This window comes from Pseudomonas putida, from assembly GCF_005080685.1.
Lineage (GTDB): Bacteria > Pseudomonadota > Gammaproteobacteria > Pseudomonadales > Pseudomonadaceae > Aquipseudomonas > Aquipseudomonas putida_V.
This window is the reverse complement of sequence record NZ_CP039371.1, coordinates 518,431-543,846: the sequence shown is the minus strand read 5'-3', so window position 1 is coordinate 543,846 and position 25,416 is coordinate 518,431. Positions and strand designations below refer to the sequence as shown.

20 protein-coding genes and 1 pseudogene are annotated in these 25,416 nt (G+C 63.5%); 12 read left to right on the top strand and 9 right to left on the bottom strand.

From position 1 onward, the window contains the following. Positions 1-24 precede the first annotated feature (24 nt). From E6B08_RS02555 to E6B08_RS02530, 6 genes are all read right to left on the bottom strand, one after another. Complete coding sequence (locus E6B08_RS02555) at positions 25-852, bottom strand: ABC transporter permease (RefSeq protein WP_136912647.1); 828 nt, start codon at positions 850-852, stop codon at positions 25-27. Between the two features lie 11 nt (positions 853-863). Then, positions 864-2,111, bottom strand: a complete 1,248-nt coding sequence (locus tag E6B08_RS02550; RefSeq protein ID WP_136912646.1) for an ABC transporter permease — start codon at positions 2,109-2,111, stop codon at positions 864-866. A 139-nt stretch (positions 2,112-2,250) separates the two neighbouring features. Then, positions 2,251-3,285 carry an ABC transporter substrate-binding protein gene (locus tag E6B08_RS02545; RefSeq protein ID WP_136912645.1) on the bottom strand — a complete coding sequence of 345 codons (1,035 nt, stop codon included), beginning with the start codon at positions 3,283-3,285 and terminating at the stop codon, positions 2,251-2,253. 40 nt (positions 3,286-3,325) lie between these two features. Further along, on the bottom strand, positions 3,326-4,450 hold the full coding sequence (locus E6B08_RS02540) for an ABC transporter ATP-binding protein (RefSeq protein ID WP_136912644.1): 1,125 nt from the start codon (positions 4,448-4,450) through the stop codon (positions 3,326-3,328). A gap of 139 nt (positions 4,451-4,589) precedes the next feature. After that, positions 4,590-5,219 carry a response regulator transcription factor gene (locus E6B08_RS02535; protein ID WP_136912643.1) on the bottom strand — a complete coding sequence of 210 codons (630 nt, stop codon included), beginning with the start codon at positions 5,217-5,219 and terminating at the stop codon, positions 4,590-4,592. Continuing rightward, positions 5,216-7,621: a PAS domain S-box protein gene (locus E6B08_RS02530; protein WP_136912642.1), complete on the bottom strand. Its 2,406-nt coding sequence runs from the start codon at positions 7,619-7,621 to the stop codon at positions 5,216-5,218. The genes E6B08_RS02535 and E6B08_RS02530 overlap by 4 nt, the downstream gene beginning before the upstream one ends. Before the next feature lie 95 nt (positions 7,622-7,716). Here E6B08_RS02530 and E6B08_RS02525 point away from each other — a divergent pair, with 95 nt between their 5' ends. Beyond that, a complete protein-coding gene (locus tag E6B08_RS02525) occupies positions 7,717-8,715 on the top strand; it encodes an alpha/beta hydrolase family protein (RefSeq protein ID WP_136912641.1) in 999 nt (332 codons plus the stop codon). Positions 8,716-8,799: 84 nt separating this feature from the next. On the opposite strand, the gene E6B08_RS02520 is transcribed toward E6B08_RS02525, so the two are convergent. The 3 genes and pseudogenes from E6B08_RS02520 to E6B08_RS02510 all read right to left on the bottom strand — a co-directional run bounded on the left by E6B08_RS02520 (position 8,800) and on the right by E6B08_RS02510 (position 11,252). Beyond that, a complete protein-coding gene (locus E6B08_RS02520) occupies positions 8,800-9,564 on the bottom strand; it encodes a TerB family tellurite resistance protein (protein ID WP_136917316.1) in 765 nt (254 codons plus the stop codon). 1 nt (position 9,565) lies between these two features. Next, positions 9,566-10,237 carry an N-acetylmuramate alpha-1-phosphate uridylyltransferase MurU gene (gene murU, locus E6B08_RS02515; RefSeq protein WP_136912640.1) on the bottom strand — a complete coding sequence of 224 codons (672 nt, stop codon included), beginning with the start codon at positions 10,235-10,237 and terminating at the stop codon, positions 9,566-9,568. After that, a pseudogene (locus E6B08_RS02510) lies at positions 10,234-11,252 on the bottom strand (aminoglycoside phosphotransferase family protein). Before E6B08_RS02510 ends, murU begins: the two are co-directional and overlap by 4 nt. A gap of 131 nt (positions 11,253-11,383) precedes the next feature. Between E6B08_RS02510 and E6B08_RS02505 the strand changes: the two are divergent. The 11 genes from E6B08_RS02505 (at position 11,384) to E6B08_RS02455 (ending at position 25,348) form a co-directional block, all read left to right on the top strand. Beyond that, positions 11,384-14,191 carry an LPS-assembly protein LptD gene (locus E6B08_RS02505; protein ID WP_136912639.1) on the top strand — a complete coding sequence of 936 codons (2,808 nt, stop codon included), beginning with the start codon at positions 11,384-11,386 and terminating at the stop codon, positions 14,189-14,191. Next, entirely contained in the window at positions 14,172-15,491 is a 1,320-nt protein-coding gene (gene surA / locus E6B08_RS02500) for a peptidylprolyl isomerase SurA (protein ID WP_136912638.1), read from the top strand. Before E6B08_RS02505 ends, surA begins: the two co-directional genes overlap by 20 nt. Then, positions 15,488-16,477, top strand: coding sequence for a 4-hydroxythreonine-4-phosphate dehydrogenase PdxA (gene pdxA, locus E6B08_RS02495; RefSeq protein ID WP_136912637.1), 990 nt, complete (start codon positions 15,488-15,490; stop codon positions 16,475-16,477). Before surA ends, pdxA begins: the two co-directional genes overlap by 4 nt. Then, the gene (gene rsmA / locus E6B08_RS02490) at positions 16,474-17,274 is read left to right on the top strand and encodes a 16S rRNA (adenine(1518)-N(6)/adenine(1519)-N(6))-dimethyltransferase RsmA (protein WP_136912636.1); all 801 of its coding nucleotides are present in this window, start codon (positions 16,474-16,476) and stop codon (positions 17,272-17,274) included. The genes pdxA and rsmA overlap by 4 nt, the downstream gene beginning before the upstream one ends. A 143-nt stretch (positions 17,275-17,417) precedes the next feature. Next, the gene (apaG, locus tag E6B08_RS02485) at positions 17,418-17,798 is read left to right on the top strand and encodes a Co2+/Mg2+ efflux protein ApaG (RefSeq protein ID WP_136912635.1); all 381 of its coding nucleotides are present in this window, start codon (positions 17,418-17,420) and stop codon (positions 17,796-17,798) included. Next, positions 17,798-18,664, top strand: coding sequence for a symmetrical bis(5'-nucleosyl)-tetraphosphatase (locus E6B08_RS02480; RefSeq protein ID WP_136912634.1), 867 nt, complete (start codon positions 17,798-17,800; stop codon positions 18,662-18,664). Before apaG ends, E6B08_RS02480 begins: the two co-directional genes overlap by 1 nt. Before the next feature lie 15 nt (positions 18,665-18,679). Further along, the gene (glpE, locus tag E6B08_RS02475) at positions 18,680-19,009 is read left to right on the top strand and encodes a thiosulfate sulfurtransferase GlpE (RefSeq protein ID WP_136912633.1); all 330 of its coding nucleotides are present in this window, start codon (positions 18,680-18,682) and stop codon (positions 19,007-19,009) included. A gap of 282 nt (positions 19,010-19,291) precedes the next feature. Next, positions 19,292-21,214 (top strand): PrkA family serine protein kinase, encoded by a 1,923-nt coding sequence (locus E6B08_RS02470; RefSeq protein ID WP_136912632.1) that lies wholly within the window; start codon positions 19,292-19,294, stop codon positions 21,212-21,214. Positions 21,215-21,344: 130 nt separating this feature from the next. Further along, positions 21,345-22,616: a YeaH/YhbH family protein gene (locus tag E6B08_RS02465; protein ID WP_012316567.1), complete on the top strand. Its 1,272-nt coding sequence runs from the start codon at positions 21,345-21,347 to the stop codon at positions 22,614-22,616. Further along, positions 22,613-24,181 (top strand): SpoVR family protein, encoded by a 1,569-nt coding sequence (locus E6B08_RS02460; protein ID WP_136912631.1) that lies wholly within the window; start codon positions 22,613-22,615, stop codon positions 24,179-24,181. The genes E6B08_RS02465 and E6B08_RS02460 overlap by 4 nt, the downstream gene beginning before the upstream one ends. A 60-nt stretch (positions 24,182-24,241) precedes the next feature. Next, entirely contained in the window at positions 24,242-25,348 is a 1,107-nt protein-coding gene (locus E6B08_RS02455) for a multifunctional CCA addition/repair protein (RefSeq protein WP_136912630.1), read from the top strand. The last annotated feature ends 68 nt before the right edge of the window (positions 25,349-25,416 follow it).

Sequence of the window (25,416 nt, the reverse complement as noted above, 5' to 3'; positions counted from 1 at the left end):
AGGGCCGGGACAGGCGACACACCATTACGCCGGTTGCTGGGTCCGCAACTTCTCGCTACGCCCGCGCAGCCATTCCAGGGTCAGCAGCAACACCACCGAAAAGACGATCAACAACGTCGCCGCCGCGGCAATCGTCGGGCTCAGGTTCTCGCGAATGCCACTGAACATCTGCCGCGGCAGGGTCGCCTGTTCGGGCCCGGCCAGAAACAACGTGACCACCACCTCGTCGAACGACGTAGCGAAGGCGAACAACGCACCGCTGATCACCCCTGGCGCGATCAGCGGCAAGGTCACCCGGCGGAACGCCAGCAACGGCGAGGCGCCGAGACTGGCGGCCGCGCGCACCAGGTTGTAGTTGAAGCCCTGCAAGGTCGCCGACACGGTGATGATGACGAACGGCACGCCCAGCACCGCATGCACCAGGATCAACGAGATGAAACTGTTACCCAGGCCCAGCGGCGCGAAGAACAGGTAGCTGGCCACGCCGATGATCACCACCGGCACCACCATCGGCGAGATCACCAGCGCCATCACCAGCGACTTGCCGGGAAAATCGCCGCGGGTAAGGCCGATCGCCGCCAGGGTGCCGAACACCATGGCCAGTGCGGTGGCCGCCGGGGCGACGATGATGCTGTTCTTCAGGGCCCGCATCCATTCGGCCGAGGCGAAGAAATCGTGGTACCACTGCAGCGAAAAACCCTGCAGCGGGTACACCAGGAAGCTGCCGCTGTTGAACGACAACGGCACGATGACCAGCACCGGCAGCACCAGGAACAGCAAGATCAAGCCGCAGAGGATACGCAGGCTGTAGAACCAGACCCGCTCCACGGGCGACATGTATGGGCTCAGCATGACGAAGCTCCTCAGCTCAGGCGCAGGCGGCTGGCACCGACCAGCCAGCTATAGATCAGGTACAACAGCACGGTGGCCAGCAGCAACAGCCCGCCCAGCGCGGTAGCCATGCCCCAGTTGATGCTGGTGTTGGTGTAGAACGCCACGAAGTAACTGACCATCTGGTCGTTCGGGCTGCCCAGCAATGCCGGCGTGATGTAGTAGCCGATGGCCAGGATGAACACCAGCAGGCAACCGGCACCGACGCCGGCGTAGGTCTGCGGGAAGTACACCCGCCAGAAGCTGGTGAACGGATGGCAACCCAGCGAGATCGCCGCACGCAAGTAGCTGGGCGAGATGCCCTTCATCACGCTGTACAACGGCAGGATCATGAACGGCAGCAGGATGTGCACCATCGAGATGTACACCCCCGTGCGGTTGAACACCAGCTCCAGCGGTTGGTCGATGATGCCCATGGCCATCAGCGCGCTGTTGATCAGCCCGCCCGACTGCAACAGCACGATCCAGGCTGCCACCCGCACCAGGATCGACGTCCAGAACGGCAACAGCACGAGGATCATCAACAGGTTGCTTTGCCGGGTCGGCAGGTTCGCCAGCAGGTAGGCCAAGGGGTAGGCCAGCAGCAGGCAGATGGCGGTGATCACCACGCCCATCCACAGGGTGCGGGCGAAGATATCCAGGTAGATGGCCTGATCCGGGGTGGCCTTGGCCAATTCGCCCAGGTCGTCGATGCGGTGATCGAGCGCGGCCAGCAGGTAGAACGAGGTCACCTGACTGGTGTTGCGCCGGATCGCCTGCCAGTAGGCAGGATCACCCCAACGCTCGTCGAGGGCTTGCAAGGCATCTTTATAGGAAGCGGGTTCGCTTTTGAACGGCAACGCCCGCGCGGTCTTGGCCAGCAGGCTGCGGTAGCCGGCCAGTTCCATGTTCAGGCGTTTGGAGAGGTCGCCCAGGGTCTGGTTCTTGCGCGATTCGGCCAGGTCCTGGCTCAGTGCCTGGTACGCCGTTTCATCGGGCAAGCCCTTGCCGTCCCACTGCGATACCAGCTCGACGGTGCGCGGCAGGCCGGCGACCACCTCGGGGTTGCCGACGCTCTTGTACAGGAGCGCGGCAATCGGCACCAGGAACACCAGCAGCAGAAACAGCGCCAGCGGCGCGATCAACGCCTGCGCCTTCCAGCGGTTGACCCGCTCGGCGTGCTTGAGGCGCTGCTTGAGATTGGGACCTGCGCCTTCATTGAGCGGCACTGAAATGGCCATGGCGAACTCCACGAAACAGTAAAAACAGGGTCGATCGGGCTGCTGTCCGGCCCATCGCCGGCAAGCCGGCTCCTACAGAGATCTGGCGGTTCTGCTAGGAGCCGGCCTGCCGGCGATGGCGGCCACGCTTACTGGGCGGTCACTTCTTCGCAGCCCACGCGTTGAAGCGTTGTTCCAACTGCTCGCTGTTATCGGCCCAGAAGGCCACGTCGATCTGCACCTGGTTGGCGATGTTTTCAGGCGTGGTCGGCATGTCTTTCTTCACCTCGTCCGACAGCATGTCTACCGCCTTGGCATTGGCCGGGCCGTAGGCGATGTTTTCGGAATAGGTTTTCTGCTGCTCGGGCTGCACGCTGAAGGCGATGAACTGCTTCGCTTGCTCCGCATCCTTGGCGCCTTTGGGAATGGCCCAGGCGTCGAAGTCGTAGATGCCGCCGTTCCACACCACCTTGAGGTTGCTCTCTTTCTGTACCGCCGCGATCCGGCCGTTATAGGCCGAGCTCATGACCACGTCACCCGAGGCCAGGTACTGCGGCGGCTGGGCGCCGGCTTCCCACCACTGGATGCTCGGCTTGAGCTCGTCGAGCTTCTTGAACGCACGGTCCACACCTTCCTTGGTGCCCAGCACCTGGTAGACGTCCTTGGGTGCCACGCCGTCGGCCATCAGGGCGAACTCGAGGGTGTACTTGGCGCCCTTGCGCAGGCCGCGCTTGCCCGGAAATTTCTTGGTGTCCCAGAAATCGGCCCAGCTGGTGGGGGCGGTCTTGAGCTTGTCGGCATTGTACGCCAACACGGTCGACCAGACGAAGAAGCCTACGCCGCACGGCTGGATAGCACCCTTGACGTAGTCGGACTCATTGCCGAACAGCGCGGGGTCGAGTTCCTCGAACATGCCTTCGTCACACCCCCGGGCCAGTTCCGGCGACTCGACCTCGACCAGGTTCCAGGACACGCTGTTGGTGTCGACCATGGCCTTGACCTTGGCCATTTCACCGTTGTATTCACCGGCGACGATCTTGCCTTTGCCTGCCTTCTCCCAAGGCTCGTAGAACGCCTTGACCTGCGCTGCCTTGTTGGCACCGCCGAAGGACACCACGGTGAGATCCGCTGCCAGGGCCTGGCCGGCGATAACTAAGCCTAGGGCCAGAGCGGTCATCTTCAACTGCTTGTGCATTATTCTTCTCTCCACAGTACAGGGTTGGTGAAGCGGTCCATCAGAGGGTTTCGGCAATCGGGTCGAGCGCACGGGCGTGTTCGATCGCCCAGCCCAACGGCACCACATCGCCGACGCTCAGGGCGGGGTCGAGTTCGGCGATCGGCTGCTTGACGAAGAAATCGGCCTTGCCGCACACCTCCAGGCGCACCCGCACGTGGTCGCCCAGGTAGATGAACTCGGCGACTCGCCCGGAAAAGCGGTTGACGCAACGGTCGCTGTGGCCATTCAGACGCACGCGCTCGGGGCGGATCGACAGCGTTACCGGCTCGCCGGCCTGGCCGACGTTCACCGCCAGGGCCTCGACGCGCTCCCCACGCGCCAGCTGGACCTGGCAGCGCTCGCCGTCGCTGCCAAGGAGGATGCCGTTGATGCGATTGTTCTCGCCGATGAAGTTGGCGACGAAGGTGTTGCAAGGCTCTTCGTAGAGGGTGCGGGGGTCGGCGATCTGCTGGATCTCGCCCTGATGGAACACCGCCACGCGGTCGGACATGGTCAGCGCCTCGCCCTGATCGTGGGTCACGTAGACCACGGTCACGCCCAGGCGCTGGTGGATGTGCTTGATCTCCATCTGCATGTGTTCGCGCAGTTGCTTGTCGAGCGCGCCGAGCGGTTCGTCCATCAGCACCAGCTGCGGCTCGAAGACCAGTGCCCGGGCCAGCGCCACCCGCTGCTGCTGGCCGCCGGAAAGCTGGCCGGGGTAACGCTTGGCGAAGGCATCGAGCTGGACCATGCCGAGCACGCGTTTGACCCGCTCGCTGATGTCGGTCTTGCTCAGGTTGCGCACGCTCAACGGAAAGGCCAGGTTCTCGGCCACGGTCATGTGCGGGAACAGGGCGTAGTTCTGGAACACCATGCCGATGTCGCGTTTGTGCGGCGGCACGTTGTTGATCGAGCGGCCGGCCAGCTGGATCTCGCCAGCGGTAGGCGTCTCGAAGCCGGCGAGCATCATCAGGCTGGTGGTCTTGCCCGAGCCCGAGGGGCCGAGCAGGGTCAGGAACTCACCTTTGCGGATGTCCAGGTTCAGGTTCTTGACGATCAGCGATTCGCCGTCGTAGCTCTTCTGCACACCGCGAAAGCTGACCAGTGTCTCACCGCTGGCAGCGTTCGAATTCGCCTCGCTCATGCCTGCACCTTTCTCTTGGATGACTGCGTGGGCAACAGCGTAGAAGAGCCGCGGGCGCCCGAAAATCGGGGGCACTGAGAGATTGCCATCAGTCTGATGGCAATCTCGCTGTAGGGATCCCCCTACAGCCACGTCGCTTTTAGATAAGCTTGTGTTCCATGGCGTACTTCACCAGCTCGGCCAGTGAATTGACCCGCAGCTTCTGCATCAGCCGCGCCTTGTGGGTGCTGATGGTCTTGCTCGACAACGCCAGTTGCTGGGCGATGTCGTTGACGTTGGCGCCCTGGGCCAGACGTTCGAACACCGAGAACTCGCGCTCCGACAACAGCGTGTGCAGCGGCCGGGTCTCGGTCAGGCCGACCTCGAAGACCATGCGGTCGGCCAGGGCCGGGTCGATGTAGCGCCCGCCACCTGCCACCCGGCGAATGGCGGTGAGCAGCAGCGCGGGGTCGCTGTCCTTGGTGGCATAGCCGGCGGCACCGGCCTTGAGCGCGCGTGCGGCCATCTGCGCCTCGTCGTGCATCGACAGCATCAGGATCGCCGGGGCATCGGCCAGGGCGCGTATCCGCGGGATCGCCTCCAGGCCATTGACGCCAGGCATCGAGATGTCCAGCAGCACCACCTCGCACGGCGTATGGCGCAGGGTCTCCAACAGTTGCTCGCCATTCCCCGCTTCACCGGCCACCTGCATGTCCTTGGCCAGGCCGATCAATTGCTTGATGCCTTCACGGACGATGGTGTGGTCTTCGGCCACCAGCACTCGAATCACGCTCGTTCTCCTGTTTCCAACGGTATCGTCACGCTCAGGCTGGTGCCCTCGCCCGGTTCGCTGTCCAATGCCATGCTGCCACCGAGCATCAGCACCCGCTCGCGCACGCCCACCAGGCCGAACGACGAAGGCCGCGGCTGCTCGCGGCAGAAGCCCACGCCATCGTCGCTGACGGTCATGCGGAGCTGCCCGCGCTCGTGCGCCAGTTCGATCTCCACGCTGTGCGCCTGGGCATGGCGCATGACATTGGTCAGCGCCTCTTGAAGAATGCGGAACAGCCCGGTGGCCTTGGCATCGCTCAATGCTGGCAGACAATCCGGGACCTGCACCAGGCATGGAATCTGCGTGCGCGCCTCGAAGCGGCGCGCCTGCCACTCGATGGCCGAGGCGATACCGGCGTCGAGGATCGGCGGGCGCAATGCGCTGGCCACGTCACGCGCCAATTGGAACAACTGCGCGATCAGCCGTTTCATGCTCGCCATGCGCTCGCCCAGGCCTGGGTCCAGCTCGGCGTAGGCCAGTTCGCACATCGACACCTCGAGCTTGAGCACCGTGAGCATCTGCCCCAGCTCATCATGCACTTCGCGGGCGATGCGCGCCTTTTCCTCTTCACGCACGCTTTCCAGGTGCGCCGACAATTCGCGCAGTTGCTCCTGGGAACGCGCCAGCTCCAACTCTGCCCGCTTGCCCTGGGTGATGTCCCAGACGATGCCATCCCAGACGACCCGGCCATTGGCCAGGCGCCGCGTGCTGGCCTTGATGTCGGCCCAGCGCTGCTCGCCCTGGCGGGTCAGGATACGCCCCTGCCACGACCAGTCCTGGTCGCTGGCCAAGGCCAGGTCCTGGACCCGATGGTAATCGGCACGGTCATCGGGGTGCACGAGGTTGCGCAGGCCCATCTGCGGATGCTGGATTTCACTGGGCAGATAGCCGACCAACGCCTCGCTGCCCTCGCTGATATAGGGAAACTCCAGGTCGCCTTCGGCCGGGTCGCGCTCCAGCCGGAACACCAGGCCAGGGACGTTGGCAGCAATGCCCTTGAGCCGCGCCTCGCTCTCGCGCAGCGCTGCCAGTGCCCGCTGGCGCTCGGTGACGTCGGCGATGTACACCACCAGGTACTCGGCATCGCGAAAACGCAGGAAGCTCAGCGACACGGCCACCGGCATCAGCGTGCCATCGGCGCGCAGGCAGTGGGTCTCGAACGCCGCCAGCGCGGCATCGCCGCCACGTGCGCCCTTCCACAACTCCAGCCAGCGGTCCATGGTCAACTGAGGCTCGAAGTCCACCAGCGGTCGCTCGAGCAATTCGCCCTCGGCATACCCCAGCATGTGCTGGACGGCATGGTTGGCATAGCGCACATGGCTGTCCCAGTTGACCCAGAGAATGCCCACCGTGCTCTGGTCGCTGGCGAACTGGCTCAAGCGCAATGCCTCCTCGCGGACCTGGCGCTCGGCCAGGTGCTCGCGCGCCGCCAGCAGATCGCGCTCCAGGCGCTGCTGCTCGCGGCGCTGCCAGAGCAAGGTGGCGAAGGCGCACAACAGCAACATGCCGAACAGCCAGGCAAGGTTCTGCCAGAAGCCCGGCGACTCACTGAAGCGCGTATGCCTGGGTTGCAGCCAGCGCCCGTGCAATTGCTCCAGATCCCTGGCGGGCATGGCCTGCAAGCCCTTTTCCAGCACCTCGGCCAACACTGGCCAGTCGCGTCGGGAGCCGACCCGCAGCAGTTGCGGCAAACCGATGTCGCCGACCACAGCCAAATCGCCGAACTCGCTCTCGCGGGACAGGCGACTGAGCTGGGCTTCGTCGAGCACGGCGTAGCTGGCCTGGCCGGCGACCACCAACTGCAAGGCCTCACGCTCATCGGGCACGCCCTGCAGGTTGAGGTTGGCGTAGTTGCCGCGCAGGTAATCGGCCAGGGCGCCCGGCATGCGCACCGCCACCCGCTCATCGACGCCGAGCTTTTCAAGCTCCACGGCCGTCTGGCTGTTGCCACGCAGCCCCACCAGCAACTGCGGCACGCGCATGTAGGGGTCGCTGAACAACCATCGGCGCAGGCTGGCTGGCGTCTGCGTAAGCCCTGGGGCGAAGTCGATCTCACCGGCCTGGAGGGCATGCTCGAGACTGCCCTGGTCGGCGAACGTGCGCCAGGTAAGATCCAGCCGCAAGGCTTGGGCGAGCCCGTTTATCAGCTCCACATTGGCTCCGTAGAGCTGCTGCAAGCGCCGGTCGAACTGGGCGTATGGCGCCTGCAATACCACGCCGACACGCAGGGTGCGATGGGCATCGAGCCACTGCTGCTGCGCAGGATCGAGCACCACCTGCGGTGCCACCTCAGGCCTTGCCCAAGCGATCAAGGGCAGACACAAACAGCCGATAACCAACAGGTGACGCAGTCGCTTCATCTACACGCTCGTCCTGGCAAGGACGGCCATGCAGCATGGCCGTCGCGGGCAAATACTATTAGGCTGCCGGTATCATTCTGGCCTTGGGTTGATTCATGTCCACACTTTATCGCACGACGCTGGCAATGTGCTGCCTGGCTTCGATCCTTCCGCTCGGGGCCCTGGCCGCCGAAGCCGAACCACCCCAGGCGGCGGCCGAAGCGCCTGCCGCCGCTACTGTACGTGCGCCGTTGCTGGAACGCAGCCAGGAGGATGCCCTGGCCCTGGAGGCACGCGTACCCAAGGCCGAACAGCAAACCTTGCAGGCCGGTGCGGAAAGCTTCCTGGCCTTGTGGAAGCCGGCCAACGATGCCGACCCCCAGGGCGCAGTGATCATCGTGCCCGGCGCTGGCGAGAGCGCCGACTGGCCCGACACCGTCGGCCCACTGCGGCGCAAGTTCCCCGACATCGGCTGGCACAGCCTGAGCGTCAGCCTGCCCGACCTGCTCGCCGAACGCCCCCAGGCACGGGTCGAGGCCAAACCCGCCCCAGCGCCGGAGCAGGGCAAGGGCGAAAGCGCCCCGGCCAAGGACACCCCGGACGATGCCAACGCCAACGTCGCCCAGGCAACTGCAGCCGATGCCGACACCGCCGAAGGCACCGATGCCGCCGAGGCGAGCGAGCACAACGACCAGGCCGATGCCGAGCGTATCTTCGCTCGCCTCGACGCAGCGGTGGCCTACGCCCAGCAACACAACTCGCGCAGCATCGTGCTGATCGGCCATGGCAGCGGTGCCTACTGGGCGGCGCGCTATCTGAGCGAGAAGCAGCCACCGCAGGTGCAGAAGCTGGTCATGGTGGCTGCGCAGACGCCGGCACGGGTCGAGCAGGATCTCGAAGCACTGGCGCCGACCCTGAAGGTACCGGCTGCCGACCTGTACTTCGCTACCCGCAACGTGGATCGCAAGGCAGCCGAATCGCGCTTGCAGGCCAGCAAGCGGCAGAAGGAAAGCCAGTACAAGCAGCTGTCGCTGATCGCCATGCCGGGTAACGCCGTGGCAGAGCAGGAACAGCTGTTCCGCCGGGTGCGGGGATGGATGGTGCCGAAGGAATAACCGCAGCGCCCCGATCGCCGGCAAGCCGGCTCCTACCAGGGCTGCGTGATATGGGTAGGAGCCGGCTTGCCGGCGATGAGGTCCTTACAGCCCCCGCCGCTTGCGGATCAGGGCATACGCCTGGTGCAGCTCGCGCGTCCGCTCGGTCGCCTCGCGCACCTGCGCCTCACTCGCTCCGCTACCGGCCAGCTTGTCTGGATGATGCTTGCTCACCAGGCGCCGATACGCCTGCTTGACCCGATCACCTTCGCTATTGGCCTCGACGCCAAGCAACCGCAGTGCCGCGGCATAGGTCATCACGCCGCTGTTGGCCGGCGCCTTGCGCGGTTCGTACTCCAGCGACATCGCTTGCACCTGGCGTCGGCTGAGCCCCAGTTTCTGCCCCCAGTCCAACAGCAGGTCACGCTCATGCTGCCCGGCCTTGCCATCGGCCCACGCCATGCGCCAACAGGCGCGCAGGGTGCCCTCGGCGGCGTGCGGCTGCAGGCGAATACGCCGCAGGTGCCCGGCCAGTCGATCCTTGCCTGCCTTGCCCCGGTTGAACGCGGCAATCGCCCGCAGGCGCGCCGCATCGGCCATGTCCAGGCGCTGCATCTCCTGGCGGGCCTGCTGGATATGCTGCTCGGCCACCCGTCCATCGCTCTTGGCCAGGCGCCCAAGCAGCACGAACAGCAACTCCTCGTCGCGCAGGGCAGGCCGGCCGCCAAGGCGCTCGCGCATGTCGTCCCAGCCCTGCACGCGAATGCGCCGGTCCATCGCCTGGCCGAGCAAGGCACCCAGCAGCGCCCCGGGAATGCTGGCGACCGCGAAGCCTGCGCCCAACCCGATCACCGTGCCTGGCCACCACATTTCAGGCGCGCTCGCCAATCAGGCGCTCGACCTCGGCCAGGCGCTCCTGGGTGCCGACATCGACCCAGCGGCCCAGGTAGTGCTCGCCGCTGACCTGACCGGCGGCCATGGCCTGGCGCAGCAGCGGCGCAAGCTTGAAGGCGCCCGGCTGGCAGCCATCGAACAAGGCCGGGTGAAGCACCGAAAGGCCACTGAAGGTCAGAGTACCGGGGGCATCGTCACCATCGACCACCTGCGTGCCTTGCAGACGGAAGTCGCCACGCCCATGGTGGCCGGGGTTGTCTACCAGTACCAGATGCGCCAGTCCCGGCAAGGGTGCGCGCAGGCGGGCGAGGTCGTAGTCGGTCCAGACGTCGCCATTGATCAGCAGGAAGGGCCCCTCGCCGAGCAGAGGCAAGGCCTTGAAGATCCCGCCACCGGTTTCCAGTGGCTCGCCTTCCGGCGAGTAACGGATGCTCAGGCCGAAGCGGCTGCCATCGCCCAAATGCTCCTCGATTTGCTGGCCAAGCCAGGCGTGGTTGATCACCACCTCGGTGAAACCCGCAGCGGCCAAGGCGCGCAGGTGGTACTCGATCAACGGCTGACCGGCGACCGGCAACAGGGGTTTTGGCGTATGCAGGGTCAGCGGGCGCATCCGTTCGCCTTTGCCTGCCGCCAGGATCATCGCCTTCATGGACGCGCCTCGGCCTTCAGTTCGGCGATCAACTCGCCCAGTTCGGCCAATTCCGCACGACGGCTGATCACTTCATCTATATAGGCGAAGAAACGCGGCACGTCGGCCAGGTAGCGCGGCTTGCCATCGCGATGGCAGATACGCGCGAAGATACCGATCACCTTGAGGTGGCGCTGCACGCCCATCAGGTCGCTGGCCAGGTGGAACGTCTCGAAATCGGTGTGGACCGCAATGCCCGCGGCACGCGCCTGCTCCCAATAGTCACGCAGCCAACCCTCGACACGGGGCTGGGGCCAACTGAGGAAGGCATCCTTGAACAGGCAGGTGATGTCGTAGGTGACCGGGCCGTAGACCGCGTCCTGGAAATCCAGCACGCCGGGGTTTGGCTCGCTCTGCATCAGGTTGCGCGGCATGTAGTCGCGGTGCACCAGGACCTTGGGCTGGGCCAGGGCGCTGTCGATCAGCAACTGGCTGACCCGCTGCCAGCGCTGTTGCTGGGCCGGCGTGAAATCACGGCCAAGCTCGCGCGCCACGTACCACTGCGGGAACAACTCGACCTCGCGGCGCAGCAGCGCGTCATCGTAGCTTGGCAGCGAGGCAGTCATCGGCAGGCGCTGGAATTTCAGCAACGCCTCGATGGCATCGCCGAACAGGCTGTCGGCATTGTCGGCATCGATGATGTCCAGGTAGGTCTGGTGCCCCAGGTCACCGAGCAGCAGGAAGCCGCGCTCGAGGTCCTGGGCATGGATGACCGGCACGTGCACGCCGGCGCTCGCCAGCAAATGATCGATATCGACGAAAGGTCGGCAGTTCTCCTGGGGCGGGGGGCATCCATGATCACGAAACTGTGCTCGCCGCCCTGCCAGCGGAAGTAGCGACGGAAGCTCGCGTCACTGCTGGCGGCGGTCAGGCTGCCCTCGGGCACATCGCCCCAGGCTTTGTCTTGGTACAGATTCTCGAGCTGTTCGGCGAGCCAGACAGTCAGTTGTTGCAGGCGTACATCGTGTTCAGGCATTACAAGGGTCTCCGACGGCCCTAGCCGTCAAGCGGGTCATGCTTTATTATCCAGCATCTTTTTCAGACCATCGAGAGGCGTGCGGCCCCCACACGCGGGCAGATGGCACGCAGGAAGCCCGGACTAATAAGATGGCATTGAAATCCCCCGCGTTTCGTAGAAAGTTTCCGTTGCTGGTCACCGGCGGTCTGCTGGCCCTTCAACCTCTGGCCACCTCGTACGTGGTGGCTGCCGAGCAGTTCGACTGCCAAGTGTCCGCCTCCGGTGGTTGGGACTGCAAGCCCAAGACCCCTACCAGCAATCTGCCACCGCGCCCCGTGCACGATGGCGCTGCGCTGACCTCCGGCACCGAGGCCGAGACCCGCGAAGCCGAGTCCGCCGACAAGCCGATGCTGGTCACCGAGGCCAAGGGCCGGGGCCTGAAGTCGCGCAGCGAGGACTACAGCCACCTGGACTGGGTCCCACGTGAAAAGCTCACGGCTGCCCAGCTGGCCGAGACCGGCCCGTACTGCGGTGGCGCCTACATCGAGCCGCCACGTCCAGGCATGGCCGACACCACGCCCAAGGACGAGTCGCCGACCTACATCAACGCCAAGGTCTCCAAGTACCAGCAGGAGCAGCAGATCGCCACCCTCGCCGGTGACGTGGTCATGCGCCAGGGCAGCATGCAGGCCGAGGCCGATGAAGCCAACCTGTACCAGGCCGAGAACCGTGGCGAGCTCAAGGGCAACGTCAAGATTCGCGACAACGGCTCGCTGGTCGTCGGCGACCAGGCGCAGATCCAGCTCGACACCGGCGAAGCCCAGGTCGACAACGCCGAATACGTGATGCACAAGTCGCACATCCGCGGCAACGCCCTGTACGCCAAGCGTGGCGAGAACGCCATCATCCGCCTCAAGGACGGTACGTACACCACCTGCGAACCGGGCAGCAACGCCTGGCAGCTGAAGGGCAACAACATCACCCTGAACCCGGCCACCGGCTTCGGTACCGCGACCAACGTCACCCTGCGGGTCAAGGATTTCCCGGTGTTCTACACACCGTACATCTACTTCCCGATCGATGACCGTCGCCAGTCCGGCTTCCTGCCGCCATCGTTCAGCACCAGCAGCGACACCGGCTTCATGCTGGTCACGCCGTACTACTTCAACCTGGCGCCGAACTACGACGCCACGCTGTACCCGCGCTACATGACCAAGCGTGGCCTGCTGATGGAAGGTGAGTTCCGCTACCTGACCAAGTCCAGCGAAGGCCAGTTCGGGGGTGCGTACCTGAACGACAAGAACGACGATCGCAAGCTGCAGACTGATTACAAAGATCAGCGCTGGATGATCAACTGGCAGCATAAAGGTGGCCTGGACGAGCGCCTGATGACCGAGGTTGACTACACCGATATCAGCGATCCGTTCTACTTCCAGGATCTGGAAACCGACCAAATTGGCGTAGAGAGCCGTGATGCGGTTAACCAGCAGGGTGCCTTGACCTATCGTGGTGACGATTACACCGCGCGGTTCAACATGCATGCCTACGAGATGACGACCATCTCGAAGGTTACGCCGTATAACAAGCTGCCACAGATCACTCTCAACGGCATGCTGCCGTACCATCCGGGTGGCTTCGACTTCAGCTACAAGACCGAAGCCGTGCGCTTCGAGCGCGATCTGAAGAGTGGCACCGTGTTCAACGAAGATGGCGAACTGGACACCACCGCCGGCGCCGATGGCCGCCGTCTGGACCAGAACGTCTTCGGCCTGGCGCGCGCCAACGGTACCCGTTTGAACGTCGCACCGGCCATCAGCCTGCCGATGGAAGCGAGCTACGGCTTCATCAAGCCGAAGCTGACGTACATGTACACCCACTACGACCTGGACCTGGACAGCAAGGGCAAGAACGACCTGGCCACCGCCAGCGACGCCACACGCGACCTGCGCGGCGACTTCTCCAGCACCCAGAGCCGCAGCGTACCGATTTTCAGCGTCGACAGCGGCCTGTACTTCGACCGCAACACCCAGTGGTTCGGCGAGAACTACCGCCAGACCCTCGAACCGCGCCTGTTCTACCTCTACGTGCCGTATGAAGACCAGAAAGACATTCCAGTCTTCGACACCAGCGAAACGTACTTCAACTATGGCTCGCTGTTCCGCGAAAACCGCTTCTCCGGCTCCGACCGCGTCGGCGACGAGAACAAGCTGTCGCTGGGTGTGACCAACCGCTGGATCCAGGACGACGGCTTCGAGCGCCAGCGCATCAGCGTCGGCCAGGCCCTGTACTTCAAGGACCGCAAGGTCCAGCTGCCAGGCATCGACTGGCGTACCCGCGACAGCTCGCAGTCCGATGTATCGCCATACGCGCTGGAATACATGCTCGCCTTCAACCGCGACTGGCGCCTGAACGCGGACTACAATTGGGATCCGGACAGCCGCAAGCCGCGCTCGGGTAGCGCGATGTTCCACTACCAGCCGCAAGAAAACCCGAACAAGATCGTCAACGTCGGTTATCGCTATCGCAACGACACCGTTCGTTACGACCCGCTGACCGGTCGCTGGGGTGAGGGTGGCGACTATGGCACTCCGGGTAGCCCGAACTACATCAAGGACTACTACAAGATCCAACAGCACGACTTCTCGGTCATCTGGCCGATCGTGCCGCAGTGGAGCGTCATCGCCCGTTGGCAGCATGACTACAACCGCAACCGCACCCTGGAAGCCATGGGCGGTTTCGAGTATGACAACTGCTGCTGGAAGCTGCGCCTGATCAACCGTTACTGGCTCGACTACGACGACTTCAGCCAAGCCGCGCCACAGAACGAAAAAGGCGACCACGGCGTGTTCCTGCAAATCGTCCTCAAGGGCCTCGGCGGTGTCGTAGGCAATAAGGTCGAGTCTTTCCTCGACGAAGGCATTCAAGGTTACCGTACACGTGAAGACCAAGCTTATTGATCGACTGCGCCCACTGCTGTTGGGCGCTGCATTGCTGAGTGGCGCGGTACATGCCGCGGTGCAACCCCTGGACCGGGTGGTGGCCATCGTCGACAACGACGTGGTCATGCAGAGCCAGCTGGACCAGCGCGTGCGCGAAGTCCAGCAGACCATCGCCAAGCGTGGCGGCGGCGTACCGCCGTCCGGCGCGCTGGAGCAGCAGGTCCTCGAACGCCTGATCGTCGAGAACCTGCAGCTGCAGATCGGCGAGCGCTCCGGCATCCGTATCACCGACGAAGAGCTCAACCAGGCCATCGGCACCATTGCCCAGCGCAACGGCATGTCCCTGGACCAGTTCCGCGCCGCCCTCGCCCACGACGGCCTGTCGTTCGACGACGCCCGCGAGCAGGTCAAGCGCGAGATGATCATCAGCCGCGTACGTCAGCGCCGCGTGGCCGAGCGCATCCAGGTATCCGAGCAGGAAGTGAAGAACTTCCTCAACTCGGACCTGGGCAAGATGCAGATGTCCGAAGAGTACCGCCTGGCCAACATCCTCATCCCGACCCCGGAAGCCGCCAACTCGGAGGCCATCCAGGCCGCGGCGCGCCAGGTCGGCGATGTGTACCAGCAACTCAAGCAAGGCGCCGACTTCGGCCAGCTGGCGATTGCCCGTTCGGCCAGCGAGAACGCCCTGGAAGGCGGCGAGATGGGCTGGCGCAAAGCCGGCCAGTTGCCACCTGACTTCGCCAAGATGCTCAGCAGCATGGCCGTCGGCGACATCACCCAGCCGATCCGCATCCCCAACGGCTTCATCATTCTCAAGCTCGAGGAGAAGCGCGGTGGCAGCGAGAACGTGCTGCGCGACGAAGTCCACGTGCGCCACATCCTGATCAAGCCAAGCGAGATCCGCAGCGATGCGGCCACCGAGCAACTCGCCGAGCGCCTGTACGAGCGCATCCAGAATGGCGAAGATTTCGCTGAACTGGCGAAGAGTTTCTCGGAAGACCCGGGCTCGGCGCTCAACGGCGGCGACCTCAACTGGGTAGACCCGAACAGCCTGGTACCGGAGTTCCGCGAGCAAATGGCCAACGCTGCCCAAGGCCAGGTGACCCGTCCGTTCCGTACCCAGTACGGCTGGCACATCCTCGAAGTGCTGGGCCGTCGCGCCACCGACAGCACCGAGCAGGCGCGCGAGCAACAGGCACTCAACGTGCTGCGCAACCGCAAGTACGACGAAGAGCTGCAGACCTGGCTGCGCCAGATCCGCGACGAAGCCTACGTTGAAATCAAGCTGCCTGGCGCCGACCAGGCCGCCCAGTGAAGCCCCTGCGCTTCGCCGTTACGCCCGGCGAGCCGGCCGGCATAGGTCCCGACCTTTGCCTGCTGCTCGCCGCCGAGCCCCAACCGCACCCCCTGATCGCCATCACCAGCCGTGACCTGCTCGCCGAGCGGGCCACCCGGCTGGGGCTGGCTGTCGACCTGGTGCCGGTCATGCCTGGCCAATGGCCCGAGCGGCCAGCGCCAGCCGGCAGCCTCTACGTCTGGGATACGCCGCTGGCTGCCCCGGTGGTGCCAGGGCAGCTGGACAAGGCCAATGCCGCCTTCGTCCTGGAAACCTTGACCCGCGCGGGCACTGGCTGCCTGGACGGGAACTTTGCCGGGATGATCACCGCACCTGTACACAAAGGCGTGATCAACGAGAGCGGTATCGGTTTTTCCGGCCATACCGAATTCCTCGCCGACCTGACCCACACCGCCCAGGTGGTGATGATGCTCGCCACCCATGGCCTGCGTGTGGCCCTTGTCACCACGCACCTGCCACTGCGCGACATCGCCGATGCCATCACCGCCGAGCGCGTGGAACGGGTCACTCGCATCCTGCACGCCGACATGCAGGACAAGTTCGGCATCGCCAACCCGCGCATCCTGGTGTGCGGGCTCAACCCGCATGCCGGAGAAGGCGGCCACCTGGGCCGCGAAGAAATCGACATCATCGAACCGACATTGGCCCGCTTGCGCACCGAAGGCATGGACCTGCGCGGCCCGCTGCCGGCCGATACCCTGTTTACCCCCAAATATCTGGAGCACTGCGACGCAGTGCTGGCGATGTACCACGACCAGGGCCTGCCCGTACTCAAGTACAAAGGCTTCGGCGCGGCGGTCAACGTGACCCTGGGCCTGCCGATCATCCGCACGTCGGTCGATCATGGCACCGCCCTGGACCTGGCCGGCAGCGGCAAGGTCGACACCGGCAGCCTGCGGGTCGCCCTGCAAACCGCCTACCAGATGGCCGAGAACCGACCATGAACGAGCACTACCAACACCGGGCGCGCAAGCGTTTCGGCCAGAACTTCCTGCATGACGCAGGGATCATCGACCGCATCCTGCGGGCGATCAACGCCAAGGCTGGCGAACACCTGCTGGAAATCGGCCCAGGCCAGGGCGCACTGACCGAAGGCCTGCTGGGCAGCGGCGCGCAGCTGGACGTGGTCGAGCTGGACAAGGACCTGGTGCCGATCCTGCAACACAAGTTCGCCGGGCGTGACAACTTCCGCCTGCACCAGGGCGACGCCCTGAAGTTCGACTTCAACCAGCTGGGCGTGCCGCCGCGCAGCCTGAAGGTAGTCGGCAACCTGCCCTACAACATCTCGACCCCGCTGATCTTCCACCTGCTCAGCCATGCCGGCCTGATCCGCGACATGCACTTCATGCTGCAGAAGGAAGTGGTCGAGCGCATGGCGGCTGGCCCTGGCGGTGGCGACTGGGGCCGCTTGTCGATCATGGTGCAGTACCACTGCCGGGTCGAACACCTGTTCAACGTCGGCCCTGGGGCATTCAACCCACCGCCGAAGGTCGATTCGGCCATCGTCCGCCTGGTCCCGCACGAAGTGCTGCCCTATCCGGCCAAGGATCCGGCGCTGCTCGAGCGTGTAGTGCGCGAAGCCTTCAACCAGCGTCGCAAGACCCTGCGCAACACCCTCAAAGGCCTGCTCGACAGCCAAGCCATCGAGGCGGCCGGCGTCGACGGCAGCCTGCGCCCGGAACAACTCGACCTGGCGGCCTTCGTCCGCCTGGCCGACCAACTGGCCGAGCAACAAGCCTGACCCCCCCCCCGGCAAGCCCGCTCCCGTTGGAGTCGGCTTGCCGGCGATAGGCCCGACATCCCTCCATCGCTGGCCCTCCCCCCTCTCAATGGCCTAGACTGCTCTCATTGCAGTATTTGCGTCCGCTCGCCCAAGGCCCTTGCATGTCCGACCCCCGCTATCAGATCGACGTCAGCGTCGTGACCCGCTATCTCAAAGAACAATCCGACCCGGAACACAGTCGTTTCGCTTTCGCCTACACCATTACCGTGCAGAACAACGGCTTGGCCAAGGCCAAGCTGATGTCCCGACACTGGCTGATCACCAATGGTGATGGCGAGGTCGAGGAAGTGCGCGGCGATGGCGTCGTCGGCCAGCAGCCGACCCTGGAGCCCGGCAAGAGCCATACCTACAGCAGTGGCGCGGTGATCACCACCCGCGTGGGCACCATGCAGGGCAGTTACCAGATGCTCGCCGAAGACGGCAAACGCTTCGACGCCGAGATCGCCCCGTTCCGCCTGGCCGTGCCCGGGGCCCTGCACTGATGGCTACCTACGCCGTCGGCGACCTGCAAGGTTGCCTGCAGCCGCTCAAATGCCTGCTCGAACGGGTCGGGTTCGACCCTGCCGTCGATCGCCTGTGGCTGGTCGGCGACCTGGTGAACCGCGGCCCCGAATCACTGGAAACCCTGCGCTACCTCTATTCGATACGCCAGTCGCTGGTGTGCGTGCTGGGCAACCACGACCTGCACCTGCTGGCCGCCTGGCACAACGTCGAGCGCCTGAAAAAGAGCGATACCCTGCGCGAGATCATCGAAGCGCCCGATGCCGCCGACCTGCTCGACTGGCTACGCCAGCAGAAACTGCTGCATTACGACGAGCCACGCGGTATCGCCCTGGTGCATGCTGGCATTCCGCCACAATGGACACTGGGCAAGGCCCTGGAGCTGGCGGGCGAGGTCGAGCAGGTGTTGCGCGACGACACCCGGCTGCAGCTTTACCTCGCCGGCATGTACGGCAACGAGCCGACCAAGTGGAGTAACAAGCTCAGCGGTGTGGAGCGGTTGCGGGTGATCACCAACTACCTCACGCGCATGCGCTTCTGCACCGAAGAGGGCAAGCTCGACCTCAAGAGCAAGGAAGGCCTGGGTACCGCGCCGAAGGGCTACAAGCCCTGGTTCGCGCACAAGAGCCGGCGCTCGCGCCACGTGAAGATCATCTTCGGTCACTGGGCCGCGCTAGAAGGCAAGGTCAACCAGCCGGACCTCATCGCGCTGGATACCGGCTGTGTCTGGGGCGGGGCCATGACCCTGTACAACATCGACAGCGGTGAATATCACCGCTGCGAGTGCGGCGACGACGGCAATGTTCGTCAGCCCGCACCGTCGGCTAACATCAACGATCACACCTGAAGGAAAGCCCCACCCATGAGCGAGTTCAAGCGCATCCCTCCCGAACAGGCCCTTGCCCTGCGGGCACAAGGTGCGGTCGTCGTCGACATTCGCGACCCACAGGCCTTCGCCGCCGGCCACATCACCGGCGCCAAGCACCTGGACAACCATTCGGTCGCCGACTTCATCCGCAATGCCGACCTCGACGCCCCGACCCTGGTGGTGTGCTACCACGGCAATTCCAGCCAAAGCGCGGCCGCCTACCTGGTGGGCCAGGGCTTTTCGCAGGTCTACAGCGTCGATGGCGGCTTCGAGCTGTGGCGTACCACCTACCCCGCCGAAACCGCCCAAGGCAGCGCCGAGTAATTTTTTCATTTTTACTGCAGCCCGCGTCCCACGCGGGCTCGCGCCCCACCTGACGAACGGTCGCAGGCAACTTCTACGCCCCTCGCCCTTGACCTTGCGTATTACCAACTATCCTTAAGCCCAGGCCATCCAAAAAAGGGGAGAGCCGGTACACCGGCGTGCGGGTCATCGGTAGCGTTTCAGGGTGTTCTGGGGGGTATACAGCAATCGGCGAACCCGGTTGCATGCCAGCATCAGCTGACTGATCCGGCGTCGTCTCCACGTATCGAGCGAGGTGACGTCATGAGCATTTTTAGCCACTTCCAACAACGTTTCGAATCAACCCGCCAAGAAGAACTTTCGCTGCAGGAGTACCTCGAGCTGTGCAAAGAGGATCGCAGTGCCTATGCATCGGCGGCTGAACGGCTGTTGCTGGCCATCGGTGAGCCGGAGCTGATCGACACCTCTACCAATTCCAGACTGTCGCGGATCTTCTCCAACAAGGTGATCCGTCGGTATCCGGCCTTTGCCGACTTCCATGGCATGGAAGAGTGCATCGACCAGATCGTCTCGTACTTCCGCCATGCCGCCCAAGGCCTGGAAGAGAAGAAACAGATCCTCTACCTGCTGGGCCCGGTGGGCGGCGGTAAATCGTCGCTGGCCGAGAAACTCAAGCAGCTGATGGAAAAGGTTCCGTTCTACGCCATCAAGGACTCGCCGGTATTCGAGTCCCCGCTGGGCCTTTTCAATGCCACCGAAGACGGGGCCATTCTCGAGGAAGAGTACGGCATCTCGCGGCGCTACCTGAACACCATCATGTCGCCCTGGGCCACCAAGCGCCTGCAGGAGTTCGGCGGCGACATCAGCAAGTTCAAGGTGGTCAAGCTGTATCCCTCGATCCTCAACCAGATCGCCATCGCCAAGACCGAACCCGGCGACGAGAACAACCAGGACATCTCCGCCCTGGTCGGCAAGGTGGATATCCGCAAGCTCGAGGAATTCCCGCAGAACGACGCCGACGCCTACAGCTATTCGGGCGCGCTGTGCCGGGCCAACCAGGGCCTGATGGAATTCGTCGAGATGTTCAAGGCGCCGATCAAGGTCCTCCACCCGCTGCTCACCGCCACCCAGGAAGGCAACTACAACAGTACCGAAGGCCTCGGCGCGATCCCCTATTCCGGGATCCTGCTGGCCCACTCCAACGAATCGGAGTGGCACACCTTCCGCAACAACAAGAACAACGAGGCGTTCATCGACCGGATCTACATCGTCAAGGTGCCTTACTGCCTGCGCGTCAGCGACGAGATCAAGATCTACGACAAGCTGTTGGTCAACAGCTCGCTGGCCAAGGCGCACTGCGCACCGGACACGTTGAAGATGCTCGCCCAGTTCACCGTACTCTCGCGCCTCAAGGAGCCGGAAAACTCCAATATCTATTCGAAGATGCGGGTGTACGACGGCGAGAACCTCAAGGACACCGATCCAAAGGCCAAGTCGATCCAGGAATACCGCGACTCTGCCGGCGTCGACGAAGGCATGAACGGCCTGTCGACCCGTTTTGCCTTCAAGATCCTTTCCAAGGTGTTCAACTTCGACCCGCATGAAGTCGCCGCCAACCCGGTACATCTGCTCTACGTACTGGAACAGCAGATCGAGCAGGAACAATTCCCGGCCGAGGTACGCGAGCGTTACCTGCGCTACCTGAAGGAATACCTGGCTCCGCGCTACATCGAGTTCATCGGCAAGGAAATCCAGACCGCCTACCTCGAGTCTTACAGCGAGTATGGCCAAAACATCTTCGACCGCTACGTGCTGTATGCCGACTTCTGGATTCAGGACCAGGAATACCGCGACCCGGAAACCGGCGAGATCCTCAACCGCATCGCCCTGAACGAAGAGTTGGAGAAGATCGAGAAACCTGCCGGCATCAGCAACCCGAAGGATTTCCGCAACGAGATCGTCAACTTCGTCCTGCGTGCCCGCGCCAACAACAACGGCAAGAACCCGAGCTGGCTCAGCTACGAGAAGCTGCGGGTGGTGATCGAGAAGAAAATGTTCTCCAACACCGAAGACCTGCTGCCGGTCATCAGCTTCAACGCCAAGGCCAGCAAGGAGGATCAACAGAAACACAACGACTTCGTCACGCGGATGGTGGAGCGTGGCTACACCGACAAACAGGTGCGCCTGCTGTCGGAATGGTACCTGCGGGTCAGGAAATCGCAATAAGGCGGCAAGCTACACGCCGCGCGTCCACCGCTGGTCTGCCAGCGGCGGGCGCCGGCAGCTGCTTTGCTGCTTTTACGTGCAGCAGTTCGTAGCTTGAAGCGTGCAGCTGTTCCCAGCTACCGGAGGGGTCATGAGCTACGTAATCGACCGACGCCTGAACGGCAAGAACAAGAGCACGGTCAATCGCCAGCGTTTTTTGCGGCGTTACCGTGAACACATCAAGAAAGCTGTCGAGGAGGCTGTGAGCCGCCGCTCCATCATGGACATGGAGCATGGCGAGCAGATCAGCATTCCTGGACGGGACATCGACGAACCGGTGCTGCACCACGGCCGTGGTGGCAAGCAGACCATCGTGCACCCGGGCAACAAGGAATTCACCGCCGGCGAGCACATCGCCAGGCCGCAAGGCGGCGGAGGTGGCGGCGGACGCGGCAAGGCCGGCAACTCCGGCGAAGGTATGGACGACTTCGTCTTCCAGATCACCCAGGAGGAGTTCCTCGAGTTCATGTTCGAGGACCTCGAACTGCCCAACCTGGTCAAGCGCCACCTGACCGGCGCCGATACGTTCAAAACCGTACGTGCGGGCATCGCCAACGAAGGCAACCCGTCGCGTATCAACATCGTGCGCACGCTGCGCTCGGCTCACGCCCGTCGCATCGCCCTGACCGGCAGCAGCCGCGCGCTGCTGCGTGAGGCGCAGAAGGAACTCGCCCGATTGAAGGTCGAGGAGCCGGACAATTTCACCGATATCCAGGAGGTCGAGCAGGAGATCGAACGCCTCAAGGCGCGCATCAATCGCTTGCCCTTCCTCGATACCTTCGACCTCAAGTACAACCTGCTGGTCAAGCAACCGAACCCCAGCTCCAAGGCAGTGATGTTCTGCCTGATGGACGTGTCCGGCTCCATGACCCAGGCCACCAAGGACATCGCCAAGCGCTTCTTCATACTCCTGTACCTGTTCCTCAAGCGTAACTACGATCGCATCGAGGTGGTGTTCATCCGGCACCACACCAGCGCCCGGGAAGTGGACGAGGAAGAGTTCTTCTATTCGCGGGAAACCGGCGGCACCATCGTCTCCAGCGCGCTCAAAATGATGCAGGAGATCATGGCCGAACGTTACCCGGCCAGTGATTGGAACATCTACGCCGCCCAGGCCTCGGATGGTGACAACTGGAACGACGACTCGCCGATCTGCCGCGAGATCCTCTCCAAGCAGATCATGCCGCACGTGCAGTACTACACTTACGTTGAGATCACCCCACGCGAGCACCAGGCCCTGTGGTACGAGTACGAGCGTATCGGCGAGGCCTTCCCCGACACATTCGCCCAGCAGCAGTTGGTTTCGGCCGGAGATATCTACCCGGTCTTCCGTGAACTCTTCCAGCGCAGGTTAGCCACATGACCGCCAGTGCACAGAGACGCCAACCCATCTCCACCGGGTCCGAGTGGACGTTCGAGCTGATCCAGACCTACGACCGGGAAATCAGCCGCCTGGCCGAGCGCTACGCCCTGGACACCTATCCCAACCAGATCGAGGTGATCACCGCCGAGCAGATGATGGATGCCTATGCCTCCGTCGGCATGCCGCTGGGTTATCACCATTGGTCCTACGGCAAGCAGTTCCTCAGTACCGAAAAGTCATACAGCCGGGGCCAGATGGGCCTGGCGTACGAAATCGTGATCAACTCCGATCCGTGCATCGCCTACCTGATGGAAGAGAACACCATGTGCATGCAGGCACTGGTGATCGCCCACGCCTGCTATGGCCACAACAGCTTCTTCAAGGGCAACTACCTGTTCCGCACCTGGACCGACGCTACCTCGATCATCGATTACCTGGTGTTCGCCAAGCAGTACATCGCCCAATGCGAGGAGCGCCATGGCATCGATGCCGTGGAGGACCTGATCGACTCCTGCCACGCCCTGATGAACTACGGCGTCGATCGCTACAAACGCCCCTACCCCATCTCCGCCGAGGAAGAGCGGCGCCGGCAGAAGGACCGGGAAGAGCACTTGCAAAGGCAAATCAACGATCTGTGGCGAACCATCCCGAAAAGCGCTGAAAAGGGCGGCGAGCGCGACGATGCGCGCTTCCCTGCCGAGCCACAAGAAAACATTCTCTACTTCATCGAGAAAAACGCCCCGCTACTCGAGCCATGGCAGCGTGAAGTGGTACGCATCGTGCGCAAGATCGCCCAGTATTTCTACCCACAGCGCCAGACCCAGGTAATGAACGAAGGCTGGGCGACCTTCTGGCACTACACGCTGATGAACGATTTGTACGACGAGGGACTGATCACCGAAGGCTTCATGATGGAGTTCCTGCAGTCGCATACCAGCGTGGTGTTCCAGCCAGGGTTCGACAGCCCCTACTACAGCGGCATCAACCCCTACGCGCTGGGCTTTGCCATGTATACCGACATCCGCCGCATGTGCGAGAACCCTACCGAGGAGGATCGACGCTGGTTCCCCGACATTGCCGGCAGTGATTGGCTTTCCACCATCAAGTTCGCCATGAGCAGCTTCAAGGACGAGAGTTTCATCCTGCAGTACCTGTCGCCCAAGGTCATTCGCGACCTCAAGCTTTTCAGCATCCTCGACGACGACCAGCGTGAAGACCTTCTGGTGCCGGCCATCCACGACGAGGACGGCTACCGGACCATCCGCGAGCAATTGGCAGCCCAGTACAACCTGGGCAACCGTGAACCGAACGTGCAGATCTGGAGCATCGACCGGCGCGGCGACCGCTCCCTGACCCTGCGTCACCAGCAGCACAACCGCAAACCCCTCGGCGATTCCACCGAGGAGGTACTCAAGCACCTGCACCGCCTGTGGGGCTTCGATATACATCTGGAAACCGTCCAGGGCGACCAGGTGGTCAAGACCCACCACATGCCGCCGCGTGGCGAACACGGTGAAAGCAGCGACTACGGTCGCATGGACCTGGCCGTCATCCACCACCTCTAGCATCGGCCCACCGCCATTACTGCCGACAGGGTATCCTGTGGGCAGTAATGGAGGCTGCACATGCAAATCTACAAAGTTGGCGGCGCGGTGCGCGACCGCCTGCTGGGGCGCCCGGTCAGCGATATCGATTGGCTGGTGGTCGGGGCTACGGTCGAAGACATGCACGCCAGGGGCTATCGTCCGGTAGGCGCTGACTTTCCGGTTTTCCTGCATCCCAAGACGGGCGAGGAATACGCCCTCGCACGTACAGAGCGCAAGAGCGGGCGAGGCTATGGCGGATTCACCTTCCATGCCAGCCCCGATGTGACCTTGGAAGAAGACCTGATTCGCCGCGACCTGACCATTAACGCGATGGCGGAGGACGAACAGGGCGTGATCCACGATCCCTACCATGGCCAGGAGGACTTGAGTCAGCGTCTTTTACGCCACGTTTCCCCCGCGTTCGCCGAAGATCCCCTGCGAGTGCTGCGTGTCGCCCGCTTCGCCGCCCGCTATGCGCCACTGGGTTTTCAGGTCGCAGACGAAACACTGGAGCTGATGCGCCAGATCAGCGCCTCCGGCGAACTGCAGGCGCTGACCGCCGAACGCAGCTGGAAGGAAATCGAGCGTGCCTTGATGGAAGACCAACCCCAGGTGTTCATCCAGGTCCTGCGTGACTGCGGCGCCCTGGCAGAGTTGATGCCGGAGCTGGAGCGCGATGCTGACACGCTGCCAGCACTGCAGCAGTCGGCTCTGCACAAGCAGCCGGTACATGTGCGCTGGGCCTGCCTGCTCCGGGGACTGGAGCCAGCGGCCATCAAGGCGCTCAACCAACGTTTCAAGGTGCCACGGGAATGCCAGGAACTGGCCGTGCTGGTGGCGGAATTCGCCGACCGGGCCGATGACGCCCTGACGTTGGCCCCTGCAGACCTGCTGGAGATGCTGCAGAAATTCGATGTGTATCGGCGGCCGCATCGCTTCGAGGATTTTCTGGCGGCGTGCGAGATGGCTTCACACGGGCGCGGGGAACAGGTTTATCCACAGGCCGAGTATCTGCGTGGGGCCGCTGCAATGGCGAAGGCGGTCGATGTGCAGCCGTTGGTTAGGGCCGGATTGAAAGGACAGGCGCTGGGCGAGACGCTAAAGCAGGAGCGGTTGAAAGCGCTCGAAACCTACAAGCTCGATTGAACATTCTGGCCTCTTCGCGGCTAAAGCCGCTCCTACAGGATGCGCGGGCTCTGTAGGAGCGGCTTTAG

What these genes read in the sequence shown, in the direction of transcription:
- E6B08_RS02550 (WP_136912646.1), bottom strand. Translation starts at nt 2,111, where the DNA reads ATGGCCATTTCAGTGCCGCTCAATGAAGGCGCAGGTCCCAATCTCAAG.
- E6B08_RS02505 (WP_136912639.1), top strand. Translation starts at nt 11,384, where the DNA reads ATGGCATTGAAATCCCCCGCGTTTCGTAGAAAGTTTCCGTTGCTGGTC.
- E6B08_RS02540 (WP_136912644.1), bottom strand. Translation starts at nt 4,450, where the DNA reads ATGAGCGAGGCGAATTCGAACGCTGCCAGCGGTGAGACACTGGTCAGC.
- E6B08_RS02455 (WP_136912630.1), top strand. Translation starts at nt 24,242, where the DNA reads ATGCAAATCTACAAAGTTGGCGGCGCGGTGCGCGACCGCCTGCTGGGG.
- E6B08_RS02555 (WP_136912647.1), bottom strand. Translation starts at nt 852, where the DNA reads ATGCTGAGCCCATACATGTCGCCCGTGGAGCGGGTCTGGTTCTACAGC.
- apaG (WP_136912635.1), top strand. Translation starts at nt 17,418, where the DNA reads ATGTCCGACCCCCGCTATCAGATCGACGTCAGCGTCGTGACCCGCTAT.
- glpE (WP_136912633.1), top strand. Translation starts at nt 18,680, where the DNA reads ATGAGCGAGTTCAAGCGCATCCCTCCCGAACAGGCCCTTGCCCTGCGG.
- rsmA (WP_136912636.1), top strand. Translation starts at nt 16,474, where the DNA reads ATGAACGAGCACTACCAACACCGGGCGCGCAAGCGTTTCGGCCAGAAC.
- E6B08_RS02480 (WP_136912634.1), top strand. Translation starts at nt 17,798, where the DNA reads ATGGCTACCTACGCCGTCGGCGACCTGCAAGGTTGCCTGCAGCCGCTC.
- E6B08_RS02465 (WP_012316567.1), top strand. Translation starts at nt 21,345, where the DNA reads ATGAGCTACGTAATCGACCGACGCCTGAACGGCAAGAACAAGAGCACG.
- E6B08_RS02460 (WP_136912631.1), top strand. Translation starts at nt 22,613, where the DNA reads ATGACCGCCAGTGCACAGAGACGCCAACCCATCTCCACCGGGTCCGAG.
- E6B08_RS02545 (WP_136912645.1), bottom strand. Translation starts at nt 3,285, where the DNA reads ATGCACAAGCAGTTGAAGATGACCGCTCTGGCCCTAGGCTTAGTTATC.
- E6B08_RS02525 (WP_136912641.1), top strand. Translation starts at nt 7,717, where the DNA reads ATGTCCACACTTTATCGCACGACGCTGGCAATGTGCTGCCTGGCTTCG.
- murU (WP_136912640.1), bottom strand. Translation starts at nt 10,237, where the DNA reads ATGAAGGCGATGATCCTGGCGGCAGGCAAAGGCGAACGGATGCGCCCG.
- E6B08_RS02530 (WP_136912642.1), bottom strand. Translation starts at nt 7,621, where the DNA reads ATGAAGCGACTGCGTCACCTGTTGGTTATCGGCTGTTTGTGTCTGCCC.
- E6B08_RS02520 (WP_136917316.1), bottom strand. Translation starts at nt 9,564, where the DNA reads ATGTGGTGGCCAGGCACGGTGATCGGGTTGGGCGCAGGCTTCGCGGTC.
- E6B08_RS02470 (WP_136912632.1), top strand. Translation starts at nt 19,292, where the DNA reads ATGAGCATTTTTAGCCACTTCCAACAACGTTTCGAATCAACCCGCCAA.